The organism is Pseudarthrobacter sp. 05T312 (genome assembly GCF_056396685.1).
Genome location: NZ_JBFTLY010000009.1, coordinates 75,097 through 91,504, shown reverse-complemented (window position 1 = coordinate 91,504; position 16,408 = coordinate 75,097). Strand labels below are relative to the sequence as shown.

Below are 16,408 nucleotides of genomic sequence, written 5' to 3'. Positions count from 1 at the left end.
CGGACGCACCGGCAGCGTGATTAGATAGCCGGGTGTCACATGAGAATCTGCAGCGCCGCGAAGCCGCCGAACGTTCAGCCCTGATCAGGACCACCAGCTACGACGTCTCGCTCGATGTGCGGCAGGCAGCAGATCCGGCCGTCCCCGGCTACACCAGCCGCAGTGTCATCACCTTTACCGCCGAGCCCGGCAGCAGCACCTTCCTGGACTTCATCGGCAGCAGCGTCCACAGCGTCCTCCTCAACGGCAGGAGCCTGCAGGTCGGGGATGTGGTGGACGGCGCACGGATCAGGCTGGACAACCTCGGGGCCGAGAACCAGGTGGCCGTCACCGGCACCGCCCTCTACAGCCGCTCCGGTGAAGGCATGCACCGGTTCGTTGACCCCGCCGACGGCCAGACCTACCTGTACACCCAGTACGAGCCGGCTGACGCACGCCGGGTCTTCGCCAACTTCGAACAGCCCGACCTGAAGGCAACGTACACCTTCCACGTGATGGCTCCGGCGGAGTGGAAGGTGGCCTCCAACGGCGCCGAGGTGGCCCGGGCCTTACTGACCAGCGATCCGGCGACGGCCCGCTGGGACTTCGGCACCACCCTGCCGATGTCCACTTACATCACCAGCATCCTGGCCGGCCCCTACTTCAGGGCGGAGGACCGCTGGGAGGGAACGCTCGACGACGGCACCAAGCTGGACGTTCCGCTGGGGCTCTACTGCCGGGCTTCCATGGCGGAATCCTTCGACACCGATGAGCTTTTCGGCCTTACGAAGAAGGGCCTGGACTTCTTCAACCGCCTTTTCGATTTCCCGTACCCGTGGGGCAAGTATGACCAGGCGTTCGTCCCCGAATACAACCTGGGTGCCATGGAGAATCCCGGGCTGGTCACGTTCACTGATAGCTACGTCTTCACCTCCCGCGCCACCGACGCCCAGTACCAGGCACGCGCCAATACCCTGATGCACGAGATGGCGCACATGTGGTTCGGGGACCTGGTGACCATGCAATGGTGGGATGATCTCTGGCTGAAGGAATCCTTCGCCGACTACATGGGCACGCTGGCCGTGGACCGGGCGACGGGCTGGGACACCGCCTGGGTCAACTTCGCCAACAAGCGCAAGGCCTGGGCCTACGTGCAGGACCAGCTGCCCACCACGCACCCCATCGTGGCGGACATCCCGGACCTTGAAGCGGCAAAACAGAATTTCGACGGCATTACCTACGCCAAGGGCGCCTCGGTCCTCAAGCAGCTGGTGGCCTACGTGGGGTTCGACGCGTTCATCGCCGGTTCCCGGGAGTACTTCCGCAAACACGCCTATGGGAACACCTCGCTAGCCGACCTCCTGGCCGTCCTGGATGCCGCCTCCGGCCGGGATTTGTCCGGCTGGGCGCGGCAGTGGCTGCAGACATCCGGACTCCCCACCCTGTTCGTGGAGGCCACTCAGCAGGGAACCGACGACGACGGCGTGCTGGGGCAGGTTGCTATCGTCCAGGCGGGGGTGGACCCGGTCACGGGACGGGAAGAGCTGCGTCCGCACCGCCTGCACGTGGGGTTGTACGACTTCGACAACGAGGGTGCCTTGGTGCGGACCGGAACCATCGAAACGGACGTGGCCGGTGAACGGACGGAACTCCCACAGCTCGCCGGCCAGCGGCGGCCCGCGCTCCTGCTGGTCAACGATGACGACCTGACCTACGCCAAGGTCCGCCTGGACCCTGCCTCCGAGGCCACTGTGCGCGCCTCGCTGGACCGCATCGCCGATCCCATGGCCCGGGCCCTGTGCTGGACGGCGCTGTGGAACTCGGCACGGGACGGCGAAAGCCCCGCATCAATGTACGTGGACGCCGTGACAGCCTTTGCTGTGGCTGAGACGGGCATCGGCGTGCTCCTGAACGTCCTCGACAACGCCACCACCGCCGTCGAACGCTACACGCCCGCCGGCACCCGTGTCAGGGTGCGCGCATCCTTCCTGGCGGCGGCCGCCGGCGGGCTGGACCGGTCCGCCCCGGGTTCGGACCAGCAGCTCGCCTGGGCCCGCACCGTCGCTGCCCTCAGCAGCCATGACGGCGCCCTGCTCCCCCGTCTCCGCGGCCTTTTGGACGGCACATCAGCCGTCGAGGGGCTGACGGTGGACGCCGACCTGCGCTGGCAGCTTTTGCATGCCCTGGCAGCCAACGGCCAGGCGTCTGCAGCCGAGCTCGACGCCGAACTGGCGCGCGACACCACAGCCTCCGGCCGGGCGGGGCACGCAACAGCCATGGCGTCCCGGCCCGACCCCGATGTCAAAGCTGCGGCATGGGATGCGGCCGTCCACGGGACCGGGCTGTCCAACCAGCTCCTGACCGCCACCATCAGCGGGTTCACCACCGCGCCGCCGGTGCTGCTGGAACCCTACGTGGAGCCCTACTTCGACTGCCTGCGGACTGTGTGGGACTCGCGGAGCATCGAGATCGCCAGCCGGATTGTCCGGGGTCTCTACCCCGCGGCCCAGGACCTCGCGGACGGCGGGGAGCCCAAAGACCACCCCGTAGTCCGGCGGACCGATGCCTGGCTGGACGCCAACCCGGACGCCCCGCACGCACTGCGCCGGATCATCGTGGAGCAGCGCAGCCACCTGCTGCGGGCACTCACGGCACAGGCCGCCGTCGTTCCCCAACCGGCCCCCTAACCTCGCTGCGCTCGGCTAGGGTACCCTGCCGGCGTGGGCCCACTCATCGGTTGCTGAGCAACTGCCGTTTTGGGGCCCCAAAACGGCAGTTACTCAGCAGTGGATGGAGCTAGGGGACGCGGTGGAGCCATTCCGGGGTGCCAAACTTCGCCGCCACCCGGTCCTCGGCAGCTGCGAGCTCGTGTCCGGCCAGTGTTGACGGCGTGGCGCCGTAGCGCTCGCTGAAGACCTCGATCATGGCCTCGATGATGGCCGTGCGGGCCAGGCCGGTCTGGCGGCGCAGCGGATCCACCCTCTTCTTGGCGCTCCGGGTGCCCTTGTCGGAGAGCTTCTCCTTGCCGATCCGGAGGACCTCCACCATCTTGTCGGCGTCGATGTCGTAGCTCATGGTGACGTGGTGCAGCATGCCGCCATTGGCCAGGCGCTTCTGGGCGGCGCCGCCGATCTTGCCCTGGTCCGTGGCGATGTCGTTCAGCGGGATGTAGAACGCGTTGATGCCCAGCCGTTCCAGCGCCGCCATGACCCAGGCGTCAAGGAAAGGGTAGGAATCGGCGAAGCTCAGTCCGTCCACCAGGGTCTGGGGCAGGTAGAGCGAGTAGGTGATGCAGTTGCCGGCCTCCATGAACATCGCTCCGCCGCCGCTGATCCGGCGCACCACGTTGATGCCGTGCCTGGCCACGCCTTCGGGATCCACCTCGTTCTGCACAGACTGGAAGCTGCCGATGACCACCGACGGTTCCTGCCAGTCCCAGAACCGGAGGGTGGGTGTGCGCTCCCCCGCCCCCACGGCCTCGGTGAGCACCTCGTCCAGGGCCACGTTGATTTCCGTGGGAAGCACGGTGGGAGCGATGACGTTCCACTCGTGGTCTCCCCAGGAGGTCGCCTTGGCCAAGGCACGCCGGACCGTCACGGCAACCGCGTCCGCGGAGAAGCCGAACAGCACGGCTCCGGCCGGCAGGGCGGCTGTGACGGCGGCAGCGAGGTCTGCGGCCGGTGTGGTGTCCGGAAGCCCGGTCAGCGCGCGGTTGATGTCCTCCAGGGCCTCGTCAGGTTCCAGGAAAAAGTCGCCGCTGACGGAGACGTTTGCCAGGGCGCCGTCGACCACCGCCAGGTCCACCACCACCAGCTTGCCGCCGGGAACCTTGTACTCCCCGTGCAGGCGCTGGTTGCTGTCGGCATTACTGGCAGGAAATCCGGACTCGCTCACGCTTCCCATCCTGCCCCAGAATGCAGGTGCGCCGTTAACGCGGAAGGCCCGCACCGTTTCCGGTGCGGGCCTTCTGCAAACAAGCTTGGCGAAGGAATTACTTCTTGCCGCCGAAGCCCTTGAAGCGAGCGTTGAAGCGCTCGACGCGGCCTGCAGAGTCCATGATGCGCTGCTTGCCCGTGTAGAACGGGTGGGACTCGGAAGAGATTTCGACGTCGATGACCGGGTAGGTGTTGCCGTCTTCCCACTCGATGGTCTTCGAGGAAGACACAGTGGAGCGGGTCAGGAACTTGGTGCCGGAGGCCAGGTCGTTGAAGACAACAGCTTCGTACTTCGGGTGGGTATCAGACTTCATAATGGGACCTTTGTTCGCGCAACTGGATTTTGCCAGCTGCCAGGTATGAATGGGATGGCTGCGGTCTGTCGCATCAGCCGAAGCCGAAAAAGCAGTACAACCAGCTATCAATCATAGCCGATGACGATGGGGCTGACGAACCAGCCGCATCCCCCGGCATATGGCGCCCCCGCAGGTCAGCGGCGGACGCGCAACTCCCAGAAGGCGACGGCCGAGGCAGCCGCAACGTTCAGCGAATCCACGCCGTTGCGCATGGGGATTTTGACAGCGAGATCTACGGCGGCGAGAGTCTCCGGGCTCATGCCGGCACCCTCGGTGCCAAGCACCAGGGCGAGCTTGTCCACGTTGCGGGAGGCGACGGCGTCGAGGTCCTCAGCGTCCGGCGTCAGTTCCAGCGCCGCAACGCTGAAGCCGTGGTCCTTGAGTACCTGGAGGTCGCCGGGCCAGTCCTGCAGGCGGGCCCAGGGAACCTGGAACACGGTGCCCATGCTGACCCGGACGCTGCGGCGGTACAGCGGGTCCCCACAACGGGGCGAGACCAGTACGGCGTCGATGTCCAGCGCCGCCGCTGAACGGAAAATGGCGCCCACGTTGGTGTGGTCCACGATGTCCTCCAGCACAGCCACGCGGCGCGCCCCGGCGAGGAGGTCCGGCAGCGGTACCGGAGCCGGGCGCTGCATGGCCGCCATGGCGCCGCGGTGCAGGTGGAACCCGGTGATTTCCTCCAACAGGGCAGCAGTGCCTATGAAAGCCGGAACGTCCGGGTAGGCCTGGAAGACGTCCTCGAGGTCAGCCATCCACTTCTCCGCGAGGAAGAATGACCGGGGCTGGTGGCCGGCGGCAAGGGCGCGGCGCAGAACCCGCGAGGACTCGGCAATGTACATCCCCTCGGCCGGTTCCCGGAGCTTGCGCAGGTGCACGTCGGTCAGGGTGGTGTAATCGCTGACCCGCGGGTCAGCGGCGGATTCGAGGTAGTGGAAGGTCACCGGCTGATTATTTCAGCAGGTTGGCGATCATGACGGCGAGGGCCACGATGCCCAGGCTGAAGATCACGGCGCGCAGGACCCGCGGCGAAAGCTTCCGGCCCACCTTCGAACCAACCAGGCCGCCGATGGTGGAGCTGATGGCGATCAGCAGCACCACGAGCCAGTTGATGCGGTCGAAGGCAAACAACAGGTAGGAGATGGCAGCCACCATGTTCACGCCGAGGACCAGGATGTTCTTCATGGCATTGGCGTTCTGGATGGTGCCTGTGAGGAACACGCCGAGGATCCCGACCAGCAGGATTCCCTGCGCCGCGACGAAGTAGCCCCCGTAGACCCCGGCCAGGTAGACCAGGACCACCAGGAGGAACACGTGCCGCTTGTCCCGGACCGCATGTTCGGGGTTGGCCTCGCGGTTGCGCACCCAGTCCTGGAGCCGCGGCTGGAACACCACCATCAGCAGTGCAAGGACCAGGAGGACCGGGGCGACGTAGTGGAAGACCTTCTCCGGCAGGTGCAGCAGGAGCCAGGCGCCGGTGACGCCGCCCAGGACCGAGGCGGGAAGGAGCCGCAGCACCTGCCGTCCCCGGCCGGCCAGCTCGCGTCGGTATCCGAAAGCGCCGGCGCCCGTTCCGAACACCAGGCCCATGGCATTGCTCATGGAGGCGGTCACCGGAGCGACGCCCAGGGCGATGAGCACCGGGAAGGTGACCAGGGTGCCGGATCCCACCACCGCGTTGATGGTGCCGGCCCACAGGCCGGCGATGAACACAATGATGCTGCTGAAAAGTTCCAAGGTAGTAGCGCAGGCCCTGTCTAGCGGCGTGCTGTGGCGGTGTAGCGTCCCGCGTTTTCGGAGACATCCAAAGGAAGCCCGAAGGTGGTGCTCAGGTGCTCTTCCGTCAGGACCTCGGTGATGGGTCCGGCAGCCACTACGCCGCCGTCGCGCAGCAGCATGGCGTGCGTAAAGCCGGGCGGGACCTCTTCGAGGTGGTGCGTGACCAGGACCATGGCCGGAGCCGACTCGTCACGGGCCAGCTCGCCCAGTTTGTGGACCAGTTCCTCGCGGCCGCCCAGGTCCAGTCCGGCGCCGGGCTCATCCAGCAGCAGCAGTTCGGGGTCGGTCATGAGGGCCCGGGCGATCTGGACGCGCTTGCGCTCCCCTTCGGACAGGGTGGCGAACGTCCTGTTCAGCAGCGGGCCCATGCCCCAGTCGTTCAGGAGCCGGAAGGCGCGCCGTTCGTCGTCGCGCTCGTAGCCTTCCCGCCAGCGGCCGGTGACGCCGTAGGCGGCAGTGACCACGACGTTGAGGACGTTCTCGTGCTCCGGGATCTGGGTGGCAAGTGCAGCCGAGGAAAGCCCGATGCGGGGGCGAAGCTCGAAGACGTCGGTACGGCCCAGCGTTTCGTCGAGGATTCCGGCCTTGCCGCTGCTGGGGTGCAGGCGGGCCGCGGCGATCTGGAGGAGGGTGGTCTTTCCGGCGCCGTTGGGTCCCAGGATGACCCAGCGTTCGCCTTCGTTGACCTGCCAGTCGACTTTGTCCAGCAGGGTCTTTTTACCTCGGACAACGCTGACGGAGTCCAGTTCCAGAACATCACTCATAGGAATAGACACTAGGACAAAAAAGAGGACGACTGATAACCGGTGTAAAGGGCCCCGAAGGGTTCCGCTGCGCACGCCCGCAACGGATTCAGGGCACCCCACCCGCGCTGGCTAAGATTGCAGGCATGACTTCGAACGTGACTGCGGTCAGCTATGGCCTGAATATGACCCCCGCCGGGCTGGAGCAGCTGCGTTCCGTCCTTGCCTCACACGGCGCGGAAGTGCTGTCCGAATCCTCCGCCGGTGACACCCGGTTCGGAGTCCAGGTCCTTGACCTGGCCCTTCCCGATGCCACGGCCGCGGGCCTGGACGCCCTCCGCCGGGCCGTGGCGGATGCCGCAACCGGTGGTTTCGACACCGCCCTGGTGCCATGCGGGCTTCGCTCCGCTGCCCGGAAGCTGCTGATCATGGATGTGGACTCCACCCTGATCCAGCAGGAGGTCATCGAACTCCTGGCCGCGTACGCCGGCAAGCGTGAAGAGGTGGCGGCCGTAACAGAAGCTGCCATGCGCGGCGAACTCGACTTTGCCCAGAGCCTCCACGCGCGGGTGGCCGTGCTCGCGGGGCTGCCCGCCGACGTCGTCCATTTCGTCCGCAAAGAAGTGAAGCTCAGCGAAGGTGCCGATCAGCTCGTGGCCGCCTTCAAAGCGGCTGGCCACATTGTGGCTGTGGTGTCCGGCGGCTTCAACCAGATTCTGGAACCTATTGCCGGGGACTTGGGCCTGGACTACTGGCAGGCCAACGAACTGGAAATTGTCGACGGCGCGCTGACCGGCAAGGTGTTGGGCGCGGTGGTGGACAGGGCGGCCAAGGAGAAATACCTGCGGGAATGGGCTGCGGCCGAGGGCATTGCGCTTGAACACACCATCGCCGTGGGCGATGGCGCCAATGATTTGGATATGCTCGGCGCCGCCGGAATCGGCGTGGCCTTCAACGCCAAGCCCGCTGTCCGCGCCGTGGCCGACGCCGCCCTGAACATGCCTTACCTGGACGCCGTCCGTCACATCGCCGGGGTCTGAGGCGTCCCTGACGGATGACGGCAAAATGCCCGGTGCAGTCGCACCGGGCATTTTGTTTGCTGAATGCTGGCTACTGGCCGCTCTTGCCGAAGTAGTCCGCTCCGCCGGCGTACTCGGTGTGGCCGGATTCGACGTCGGCCGTTGCCATCCCGGCCACAACCTGCGCGAACTCCTCCACTGAGTACAGCTTGCCGGCCTCCGCGCGGCGGGCCTCGATGGCGCCCGGGGTGGAGCGGTCCAGGAGCGTGGCGGTGACGGTCCCTTCGATCATGTCCCCGGAGACCACCACCAGGGAGATGCCCTTGTCGGCCAGGTTGGGGATCAGGTCCCGCAGCGCGTCCTCGCCGGCTCGCTTGCTGCGGGCCACCGGCTCGTAGGCCGGCATGGTGGGGACGGTGTCGATGAAGTGGGCCTGGTGGCTGGTCACGAAGACCACGCGGGAGCCTTCCTTCATCAGGGGCACGGCGGCGTTGAGCATGTTCACCTGGGCGTCGCGGTTCAGCTTGAGCGCATAGTCCTCCCCCATCCCGGTTTCCATGCCGCCGGACGCGTTGAGGACCAGGAGGTCCAGGGAGCCGAAGTTCTCCATGGCGGCGCTGGCCAGGGCCTGCACGCCTTCCTGGGTGGTGAGGTCCGCCCCGACGGCGACGGCGCGGCCACCGGCAGCTTCGATGCCCTGGACCACTTTGTTGGCGCGCGGCGCCTTCTGGCGGTAGTTGACCACGACGGCGGCGCCCTCCGCAGCGAGGATCTTGGCTACGTCGGCGCCAATGCCCCGCGATGATCCGGTGACGATCGCCGTCTTGTTGTCCAGCAGTCCCATACGAGCTTCCTTTGTTCGAAACGTCTAAATTGTTGTGGCCTGCAGTCCATCATGCCAGCGGACGTTGCCAACATCCTTTGTCTGACTTCGACAAATAAGGACGTCGGGGCTAGTTTCCTGCAGCGGCGGAGGCCGAAGGGTCAGTGGCCCATGCCCAGGCCGCCGTCCACCGGAATAACCGCACCGGAGATGTACGCGGCCTCGTCGCTGGCGATCCAGCGGACCACGTTGGCCACCTCGGCCGCCTCGGCGAAACGGCCGGCGGGGATGCTGGCCAGGTAATCCTTCTGGGTGGCCTCGGGGAGCTCGGCGGTCATGTCCGTGTTGATGAACCCTGGTGCCACCACGTTGGCGGTAATGCCGCGGGACCCGAGTTCGCGGGTGAGCGAGCGGGCGATGCCCACCAGTCCGGCCTTGGACGCGGAGTAGTTGATCTGTCCGGGGGCGCCGTACAGGCCTGAGACCGAAGAGATGAGGACCACGCGGCCCTTGCGCAGCCGGATCATGCCCTTGGACGCCCGCTTGATGACGCGGAAGGCGCCGGTCAGGTTGGTGTCAATGACAGAGGTGAAGTCATCCTCGCTCATGCGCAGCAACAGGGTGTCCTTGGTGATGCCGGCGTTGGCCACCAGGACTTCCACCGGACCGTGGGCCGTTTCCACTTCCTTGAAGGCGGCGTCCACGGAAGCCTCGTCGGTAACGTCCGCCTTGACGCCAAAGATGCCCTCCGGCAGCTGGGTTTCGCTGCGGTAGGTCACAGCCACCTTGTCACCGTTGGCGAGGAACGCCTGGGCGATGGCCAGGCCAATACCGCGGTTGCCGCCGGTCACCAGGACGCTGCGGGGTGCGGAAGCTGTTTCAGTCATAAAAGGGCTCCGGAATTCTGCGGCAGGCTGCGCCGCGGTAGCGGGGTGTGGTTTGGGCTGCCTCCGATCTTAGCTGCAGGCTCCCGGCGGGTTTGGGCAGCACTGCCGATGGTGCGAGAATTAAGGGAAGCCTTTGGAGCGTGATCATTCACCGTGACCCTTGAAAACCATGCGGGACACTCCGCGCCCGAAGAACCGGGCCGGTTCTCCGGCGACAGCGAAGTCCACAGCATCACTGACGCCGCCGGCGCGCATTCGGAGGATATGCGCCAGCGGATGATCAAGTATGCCCTGGCCATGGGCATCCGCATGGTGTGCCTGATCCTGATATTCGTGGTGGATGGCTGGTTGAAGATCATTGCGGTGGCGGGGGCTGTGTTCCTGCCCTGGATCGCCGTGATCATCGCCAACGGCAGCGACAAAGCCGAGACGCCCAGTGACCTGCTGCTGGACTCCGCGCCGCTGGCCGAGCTGGAAAGCCCTGCAGCCCCGGTGGAGGACGACGAACCGGGAAGCGCCGTCCTGCAGGGCGAGCTGGTGAAGGACGAGGACCCGGAGCACGGGGAGGAGCGGCAGGCATCATGAGTATTTTCGATTTCGCGGCAGGATCGGACCTGGCCTCGGAGGCCGGCGCCGTTTGCTCACGGAAGGCATGCAGGGCCCAGGCATCCTGGCAGCTTCTCTGGAACAACCCGAAAATCCATGCCCCCGAGCGCCGCAAGACCTGGCTGGCCTGCGCCGACCACCGGGACTGGCTGGAGGACTACCTGCAGACGCGTGGCCTCTGGAAGGAAACCCTCCCGCTCGACGCCCCCGGGGAAGCCTCACTGGAGCAGGACATCTGAATGTACCGTTTCCTCTTTTCCAGCAAGTGGCTGGGCTATCTCCTGCTGGCCGCGGTCTTTGCCACCGCGTGCGTGTTCCTTGGCCGCTGGCAGATGGACCGTCGCGCCGAGACCCTGGCCGAGATCAACCGCGTCGTGAGCAACTACTCGGCCGCTCCCATTCCCTTTGCCCAGGCACGGGACCAGTTCACCCAGCTTGACCCCGCCAAAGAGTGGACCCAGGTGGAGCTGAAGGGCTCCTACGACGCCGCCGGCCAGCGGATTGTCCGCAACCGGCCGCTCAACGGGCAGCCCGGGTACGAGGTGGTGGTCCCGTTCCGTCTCGCCAATGGGGAAACGGTGGTCATCGACCGCGGCTGGCTGCCCATCGGCAACAAGAATCCAGGCAGCCCTGACTCCGTTCCCGTCCCGCCCTCCGGTGACGTGACCGCCGTCGTCCGTTTGAAGCATGGTGAGCCGGAGCTGCAGCGCGGGGCGCCCGAGGGGCAGCTGGCATCCATCGACCTTCCCACCTACTCCGCGCAGCTGGGTTATCCGATCTTCACGGGCGCCTACGGCCAGCTGGCCTCGGAGACGCCGGCGCCGGCGGATACGCCGGTTGCCTTCCCCAAGCCGTCCACTGACGAGGGGACGCACTTGTCCTACTCGCTGCAGTGGTTCGCATTCGGGGTTCTGATGTTCGTAGGCTTCGGCTACGCGGCGCGGCAGCAGGCACGTAACGCAGCCATCGACGCCGAGGACCAGGACGAGACGGTCCTGGACGGGGCGGTCCACTCCGCTGTCCCTGCGGCCCGCCGCCAGCCCGCACCGCCGCGCAAACGGAAGAAGGCGACGGCAGAGGAAGAAGAAGACGCCCTCCTGGACGCGCAGGGGTACTAGGACGTGGAGAAGCGCGACGGCGGTCCCTTAGCCAGTTGCGGTTCTTCCGTCCGCTTCGCAACGTGCGTGATTTCCCGCGTGCTGGCTCGTTCGTCGCCTTGACGCACGCTACGTAAATCACCCACGCTGCTGCGCTCGTGCCAGGCAAGCCAGCGCGAACGCCAGAGGGGTCACCCCGACCTGACCAGCCGAACCCGGCAACGATAGTGGAACCACGCGGCCTGCGAGTGGTCAAGGCCTTGCGTGCTGAGTAACAACCTCATCAGCTGCCACGACTGCGTGGGGCAGGAAGTGAGGGGTCTTGAACTCACCCGGAGGCTCACGCGGCCGGGGGTGCGAACGCAGCCCTCACTCTCAGGACAGCTAGGCCAGGGTGATCAGGTCCAGGTAGTCCTCGTTCCAGAGGTCTTCCACGCCGTCCGGAAGCATGACGACCCGTTCGGGGTTCAGCGCCTCGACAGCACCTTCGTCGTGGCTGACCAGGACGACGGCGCCGGTGTAGTTCCGGAGCGCGCCGAGGATTTCCGCGCGGCTGGCGGGGTCGAGGTTGTTGGTGGGCTCGTCGAGGAGGAGCACATTGGCGCTTGAGGCCACGATGGTGGCCAGGGCCAGGCGTGTCTTCTCACCGCCGGAGAGTACGCCTGCGGGCTTGTCTACATCGTCGCCGGAGAACAGGAATGAGCCCAGGATGCCGCGGACCTCGGCGTCCTTCATGTCCGGCGCGGATGAGCGCATGTTTTCCAGTACCGTGCGGTTGTGGTCCAGGGTCTCGTGTTCCTGGGCGTAGTAGCCCACCTTCAGGCCGTGGCCGGGAATGACCTCGCCGGTGTCGGGGGCATCCACGCCGGCGAGCATGCGCAGCAGGGTGGTCTTGCCGGCACCGTTGAGGCCCAGGATGACCACCTTGGAGCCGCGGTCGATGGCCAGGTCCACGTCCGTGAAAATCTCCAGCGACCCGTAGGACTTGCTGAGCCCGTCCGCAGTAAGCGGGGTCTTGCCGCAGGGTGACGGGTCCGGGAACCGCAGGGCTGCCACGCGGTCCTGCTCACGGACAGCTTCCAGTCCGCTGAGCAGCCGCTCGGCGCGTTTGGCCATGTTCTGCGCGGCGACGGCCTTGGTGGCCTTGGCCCGCATCTTGTTGGCCTGGTCCATGAGGACCTGCGCCTTCTTTTCGGCGTTGGCCCGTTCACGCTTCCGGGCCCGCTCGTCAGTCTCGCGCTGGAGGAGGTAGCGCTTCCAGTCCATGTTGTAGAAGTCGATCTGGGCGCGGTTTGCGTCCAGCAGGAACACCTTGTTGACGGTGGCTGCAAGCAGGTCGGTGTCGTGGCTGATCACGATCAGGCCGCCTTGGTGGTTCTTCAGGAAGTCACGCAGCCAGGCGATGGAATCGGCGTCGAGGTGGTTGGTCGGTTCGTCCAGGAGCATGGTTTCGGCATCCGAGTACAGGATGCGGGCCAGCTCCACGCGGCGCCGCTGTCCACCGGAGAGCGTCTTGAGCGGCTGGTTCAGCAACCGGTCAGGCAGGGCAAGGTTGGAACAGATCGACGCCGCCTCGGCCTCGGCCGCGTAGCCGCCGGCGGCGAGGAACTCGGACTCCAGCCGGTCGTAGCGGTTCATGGCCTTGCGCTGGACGTCTGCGTCATCGCTCGCCATTTCGTCATGCGCCTTGCGCAGTTTACCGACGACGACGTCCAGGCCGCGGGCGGAGAGGATGCGGTCCCGCGCCAGTTGCTCCATGTCGGGGGTCCTCGGATCCTGGGGCAGGTAGCCGATTTCGCCGCTGCGGGTCACCTTGCCGGCGGCTGGGAGCCCTTCGCCCGCGAGGACGCGGGTCAATGTGGTCTTGCCAGCACCGTTGCGGCCCACAAGGCCGATCTTGTCCCCTTTATCGATGCGGAAGCTCACCTGGTCCATGAGGAGCCGGGCACCGGCGCGCAGTTCAAGATCCTGGACAGTAATCACAGCAGGTAAGGCCTTTCACAACAGGGAACGCCACGGTCCGCGCATTGTGTGCGAAGGGACGCTGGGGCAGAGTGGCCGGAAAACGGCACACTTCAGTCTACCGTCCGGCGGACCAGGCCAGTTTCAACAGCAGAAACTCCACAGCCCGGCGATGGGCCATGGGCTTAACTGCGGGTTGCGCCGCAAAGGTTCAAGCAGAATGGGGTCATGGAATTTGATCGGCTGCTGCAGATCCGGCGTATCTACGCGCAGCCGGCTGCCCTGGAGCTGCCACGTGGCCGGGAGATTGTCGCGCGCTGGCCCGGAGCCGACGTCGTACTGGTGGACAGCCACTGGAACATACCGGACCTGCATGGTGACGAAACCAACGTGCCGCGCTGGTCCCGGATCAAAACGGAAGCGCTGGTGCTGGGGGTCAAAAAGTCGTTGACCGTCAAACCGAATGGCCGCTCGGCGGATTTCATTGCGCCTTCCACGGCGAACGGCTGCGCGATGGCGTGCGCGTACTGCTACGTTCCGCGGCACAAGGGTTACAGCAATCCAATTACGGTGTTCGCCAATATCGGCCAGATCGCTGCGGCCCTTGAGCGGCACGCCACCCGCCAGGGGCTAAAACTGGAGCCCAACCAGTGCGACCCGGAACTGTGGGTGTACGACATCGGCGAGAACAGCGACTGCTCGGTGGACGCGCTTCTCAGCGACAACGTCCAGGAGCTTGTGGGACTCTTCCGCGAACTGCCCAACGCCAAGCTGTCCTTCGCCACCAAGTTCGTCAATCCGGAGATGCTGGCGTGGGACCACGGCGGCCACACCCGGATCCGCTTCTCCCTGATGCCGGCTGACCTGGCCAAGTTCATTGACGTCCGGACGTCGCCGGTGACGGAACGGATGGCAGCGATTAATGACTTCGTCGACGCCGGCTACGAAGTGCACGTGAACTTCTCCCCCGTCATCATCACCGACACCTGGCTGGCCGACTGGGAAGAACTTCTCCGCCGGCTCGACGCGACGTTGACCCGGGCAGCCAAGGCCCAGCTTGCGGCGGAGGTCATCTTCCTGACCCACAACGAGCAGCTGCACGAAGTCAACCTGGGCTGGCACCCGCAGGCTGAACAGGTTCTGTGGCGTCCCGACCTGCAGGAGTCGAAGACATCCTCCAACGGGTTCAACAATGTCCGCTACCGGGCGCGGGCGAAGGCTGGTTATGTGGCGCAGCTGAGTGCGCTCATCGAGGAGATCACGCCGTACTGCCGCATCCGGTACGCGTTCTAGGACGCGTACCGGATGCGGCAGCTGTCAGGCCTGGTGTTCGTCGGCCCCACTGTTCGTGGCGGGCGCGGCAGGCTCGCTGTGCCCGCCTTTTGCCTTGCCGAACGGCAGCACCTTCAGAAGCGGGCCCACCACCGCCAGGACAATGAGGCCCCAGGCGAGCCCGACGACGGTTGAGCAGAGGGTGTCGACGAGCCAGGCCAAAAGACCACCGACGACGGCGACGCCGGCCACCGGATGCTCGATCGCGTGTACCAGTTCATAGGGTGCGTGCCAGCCGAGGTCGTGCGCGCCCTGCAGCATGATGTGGCCGCCGACCCAGAGCATGGCGATGGTTCCCACGAACGTGATGGTAGCCAGCACGGCCGGCATTCCGGTGACCAGCAACCTCCCGAGGCGCTTGGAGCGGGGAGACTCCTTGCCCGCCAGGTGGACGCCGATGTCATCCATCTTGACGATGAGTGCGACGGCCCCGTACACGAGCACCGTGATGGCGAAGGCCACCAGGACAAGGATGAATGCGCGGACCCAGATGGACTCCGTGGCCACCTCGTTCATGGAGATGACCATGATCTCGCAGGACAGGATGAAGTCGGTGGTGATGGCGCCCTTGACTACCTTGGCCTCGGCATCGTGCCCGCGTTCCACCGCCGGAGCTTCGTCCTCCTCGTGATGGCCGCCGCGGAGCTTGTGCCAGACCTTCTCGGCCCCCTCGTAGCAGAGGTAGGTGCCGCCGAGCATGAGAATGAACGGAATGATCCAGGGGATGAAGGCGCTGATGAGCAGCAGGGCGGGCAGGATGATCAGGAGCTTGTTACGGATGGAGCCCCAGAAGATCTTCTTGATCATCGGCAGTTCACGGGACGGGTCCGCACCTGAGACGTACTGCGGGGTGACCGCGGCGTCGTCGATGACGACGCCGGCCGCCTTGGCACCTGCCTTGGCGGCACCGGCTGCTACGTCATCCACCGATGCTGCCGCGATGCGGGCCAGGGCCGCCACGTCATCCAGAAGGGCTACGAGGCCGCCGCTCACAGACGGCCCCCGAGGGTCTCGAGGTCAGGGCGTTGAGCATTGAGGGCTGGGTGCGTGATGGGCATGTTCGGAGTATATTGCAGCCCGCCAGCGGGCTCAGCGCTTTGTCAGGTCCTCGGCCAGCATCACGATGATGCCGCTTGGTCCCCGGACGTAGCTGAGCTTGTAGGCGTCCCCATAGGTTGCCACGCCGCGCAGGGGGTGGCAGCCGTGCCTTGCGGCGATCTCCAGGGCCTGGCCGATGTCGTCGACGGAGAAGGCAACGCGGTGCATTCCGATCTCGTTGGGCAGGGTGGGCTCGGTCTCGATCGCGTCGGGGTGGATGTATTCGAACAGTTCGAGGCGGCCGGCTCCGTCCGGGGTCTGGAGCATGGCGATCCTGGCGTGGTTGCCGTCCAGGCCGACGGCAGTATCGGCCCATTCCCCGCTCACGGTCTGCCGGCCCAGCACAGTGAGCCCGAGGTCGGTGAAGAAAGCGATGGCGGCTTCCAGGTCGCGGACCGCGATGCCTACATTCTCTAGTTTGATCGGCATGGGCCACACGGTACCAAGCCCGGATTGTCCCGGTCGAGGACTGCCCTCTTTTTGAAGTCAGCAATGTGCAGCACCGCGTCACTGGACATTTCTCTCGACGTCCTAAATACTCGATGGACTAGCAAAGATCGACTTCGAAGAAGAGGTGGGCATGGACCGCGGTGAGGAACAACGTGCGCTGATATCCGTCATCAACACGCTTGCGGGCAAGTTTCCCTGCTGTTCCCGGAGAGACGTCGAGGACGCCGTCTGCGAAGAATACTCGGCCTTCAACGCCGGGCCCGTGCGGACCTTGGTGCCCATGCTTGTGGAACGTGCTGCTACCAGGCGTCTGGAAGGTGGACTGCTGTAAGGGTGCTTCCG

Annotated in this window: 17 protein-coding genes; 7 read left to right on the top strand and 10 right to left on the bottom strand. The window is 65.8% G+C overall.

What is annotated here, in order from left to right; translation table 11 throughout:
- The first annotated feature begins 32 nt into the window (after window positions 1–32).
- The gene (pepN, locus tag AC1DIP_RS13365) at window positions 33–2,666 is read left to right on the top strand and encodes an aminopeptidase N (RefSeq protein ID WP_477734037.1); all 2,634 of its coding nucleotides are present in this window, start codon (window positions 33–35) and stop codon (window positions 2,664–2,666) included.
- Between the two features lie 109 nt (window positions 2,667–2,775).
- Here pepN and AC1DIP_RS13360 read toward each other — a convergent pair whose 3' ends face one another.
- From AC1DIP_RS13360 to AC1DIP_RS13340, 5 genes are all read right to left on the bottom strand, one after another.
- Window positions 2,776–3,873 carry a lipoate--protein ligase family protein gene (locus tag AC1DIP_RS13360; protein ID WP_477734036.1) on the bottom strand — a complete coding sequence of 366 codons (1,098 nt, stop codon included), beginning with the start codon at window positions 3,871–3,873 and terminating at the stop codon, window positions 2,776–2,778.
- 97 nt (window positions 3,874–3,970) lie between these two features.
- Window positions 3,971–4,228 carry a type B 50S ribosomal protein L31 gene (locus AC1DIP_RS13355; protein ID WP_018761303.1) on the bottom strand — a complete coding sequence of 86 codons (258 nt, stop codon included), beginning with the start codon at window positions 4,226–4,228 and terminating at the stop codon, window positions 3,971–3,973.
- A gap of 176 nt (window positions 4,229–4,404) precedes the next feature.
- Entirely contained in the window at window positions 4,405–5,214 is an 810-nt protein-coding gene (locus AC1DIP_RS13350) for a TrmH family RNA methyltransferase (protein WP_476211053.1), read from the bottom strand.
- 7 nt (window positions 5,215–5,221) lie between these two features.
- Window positions 5,222–6,007, bottom strand: a complete 786-nt coding sequence (locus tag AC1DIP_RS13345) for a TSUP family transporter (protein ID WP_476211051.1) — start codon at window positions 6,005–6,007, stop codon at window positions 5,222–5,224.
- Window positions 6,008–6,027: 20 nt separating this feature from the next.
- The gene (locus AC1DIP_RS13340; RefSeq protein WP_141181567.1) at window positions 6,028–6,813 is read right to left on the bottom strand and encodes an ABC transporter ATP-binding protein; all 786 of its coding nucleotides are present in this window, start codon (window positions 6,811–6,813) and stop codon (window positions 6,028–6,030) included.
- A 125-nt stretch (window positions 6,814–6,938) separates the two neighbouring features.
- Between AC1DIP_RS13340 and serB the strand changes: the two genes are divergently transcribed.
- Window positions 6,939–7,832, top strand: a complete 894-nt coding sequence (gene serB / locus AC1DIP_RS13335) for a phosphoserine phosphatase SerB (RefSeq protein ID WP_476211049.1) — start codon at window positions 6,939–6,941, stop codon at window positions 7,830–7,832.
- A 70-nt stretch (window positions 7,833–7,902) separates the two neighbouring features.
- Here serB and AC1DIP_RS13330 read toward each other — a convergent pair whose 3' ends face one another.
- Both AC1DIP_RS13330 and AC1DIP_RS13325 read right to left on the bottom strand, forming a co-directional pair.
- Window positions 7,903–8,655, bottom strand: a complete 753-nt coding sequence (locus AC1DIP_RS13330; protein WP_477734035.1) for an SDR family oxidoreductase — start codon at window positions 8,653–8,655, stop codon at window positions 7,903–7,905.
- A gap of 140 nt (window positions 8,656–8,795) precedes the next feature.
- A complete protein-coding gene (locus tag AC1DIP_RS13325; RefSeq protein ID WP_477734034.1) occupies window positions 8,796–9,521 on the bottom strand; it encodes a beta-ketoacyl-ACP reductase in 726 nt (241 codons plus the stop codon).
- 153 nt (window positions 9,522–9,674) lie between these two features.
- On the opposite strand from AC1DIP_RS13325, the gene AC1DIP_RS13320 reads away from it, so the two are divergent.
- Genes AC1DIP_RS13320 through AC1DIP_RS13310 form a run of 3 tightly spaced genes read left to right on the top strand, consistent with a single transcriptional unit; the run spans window position 9,675 to window position 11,245 of the window.
- Window positions 9,675–10,106, top strand: a complete 432-nt coding sequence (locus tag AC1DIP_RS13320) for a DUF3099 domain-containing protein (RefSeq protein ID WP_476211043.1) — start codon at window positions 9,675–9,677, stop codon at window positions 10,104–10,106.
- A complete protein-coding gene (locus AC1DIP_RS13315; protein WP_476211042.1) occupies window positions 10,103–10,366 on the top strand; it encodes a hypothetical protein in 264 nt (87 codons plus the stop codon). Before AC1DIP_RS13320 ends, AC1DIP_RS13315 begins: the two co-directional genes overlap by 4 nt.
- Window positions 10,367–11,245, top strand: a complete 879-nt coding sequence (locus tag AC1DIP_RS13310) for an SURF1 family cytochrome oxidase biogenesis protein (RefSeq protein WP_476211040.1) — start codon at window positions 10,367–10,369, stop codon at window positions 11,243–11,245.
- A gap of 363 nt (window positions 11,246–11,608) precedes the next feature.
- On the opposite strand, the gene AC1DIP_RS13305 is transcribed toward AC1DIP_RS13310, so the two are convergent.
- Window positions 11,609–13,207, bottom strand: a complete 1,599-nt coding sequence (locus AC1DIP_RS13305; protein ID WP_476211038.1) for an ATP-binding cassette domain-containing protein — start codon at window positions 13,205–13,207, stop codon at window positions 11,609–11,611.
- A 207-nt stretch (window positions 13,208–13,414) separates the two neighbouring features.
- On the opposite strand from AC1DIP_RS13305, the gene AC1DIP_RS13300 reads away from it, so the two are divergent.
- The gene (locus AC1DIP_RS13300) at window positions 13,415–14,479 is read left to right on the top strand and encodes a spore photoproduct lyase family protein (protein WP_477734033.1); all 1,065 of its coding nucleotides are present in this window, start codon (window positions 13,415–13,417) and stop codon (window positions 14,477–14,479) included.
- A 24-nt stretch (window positions 14,480–14,503) separates the two neighbouring features.
- Here the strand turns inward: AC1DIP_RS13300 and AC1DIP_RS13295 are convergent, their stop codons facing one another.
- On the bottom strand, window positions 14,504–15,511 hold the full coding sequence (locus AC1DIP_RS13295; RefSeq protein WP_477734032.1) for a DUF808 domain-containing protein: 1,008 nt from the start codon (window positions 15,509–15,511) through the stop codon (window positions 14,504–14,506).
- Window positions 15,512–15,607: 96 nt separating this feature from the next.
- Complete coding sequence (locus AC1DIP_RS13290) at window positions 15,608–16,045, bottom strand: VOC family protein (RefSeq protein ID WP_477734031.1); 438 nt, start codon at window positions 16,043–16,045, stop codon at window positions 15,608–15,610.
- Window positions 16,046–16,196: 151 nt separating this feature from the next.
- Here AC1DIP_RS13290 and AC1DIP_RS13285 point away from each other — a divergent pair, with 151 nt between their 5' ends.
- On the top strand, window positions 16,197–16,397 hold the full coding sequence (locus AC1DIP_RS13285; protein WP_476211032.1) for a three-helix bundle dimerization domain-containing protein: 201 nt from the start codon (window positions 16,197–16,199) through the stop codon (window positions 16,395–16,397).
- The last annotated feature ends 11 nt before the right edge of the window (window positions 16,398–16,408 follow it).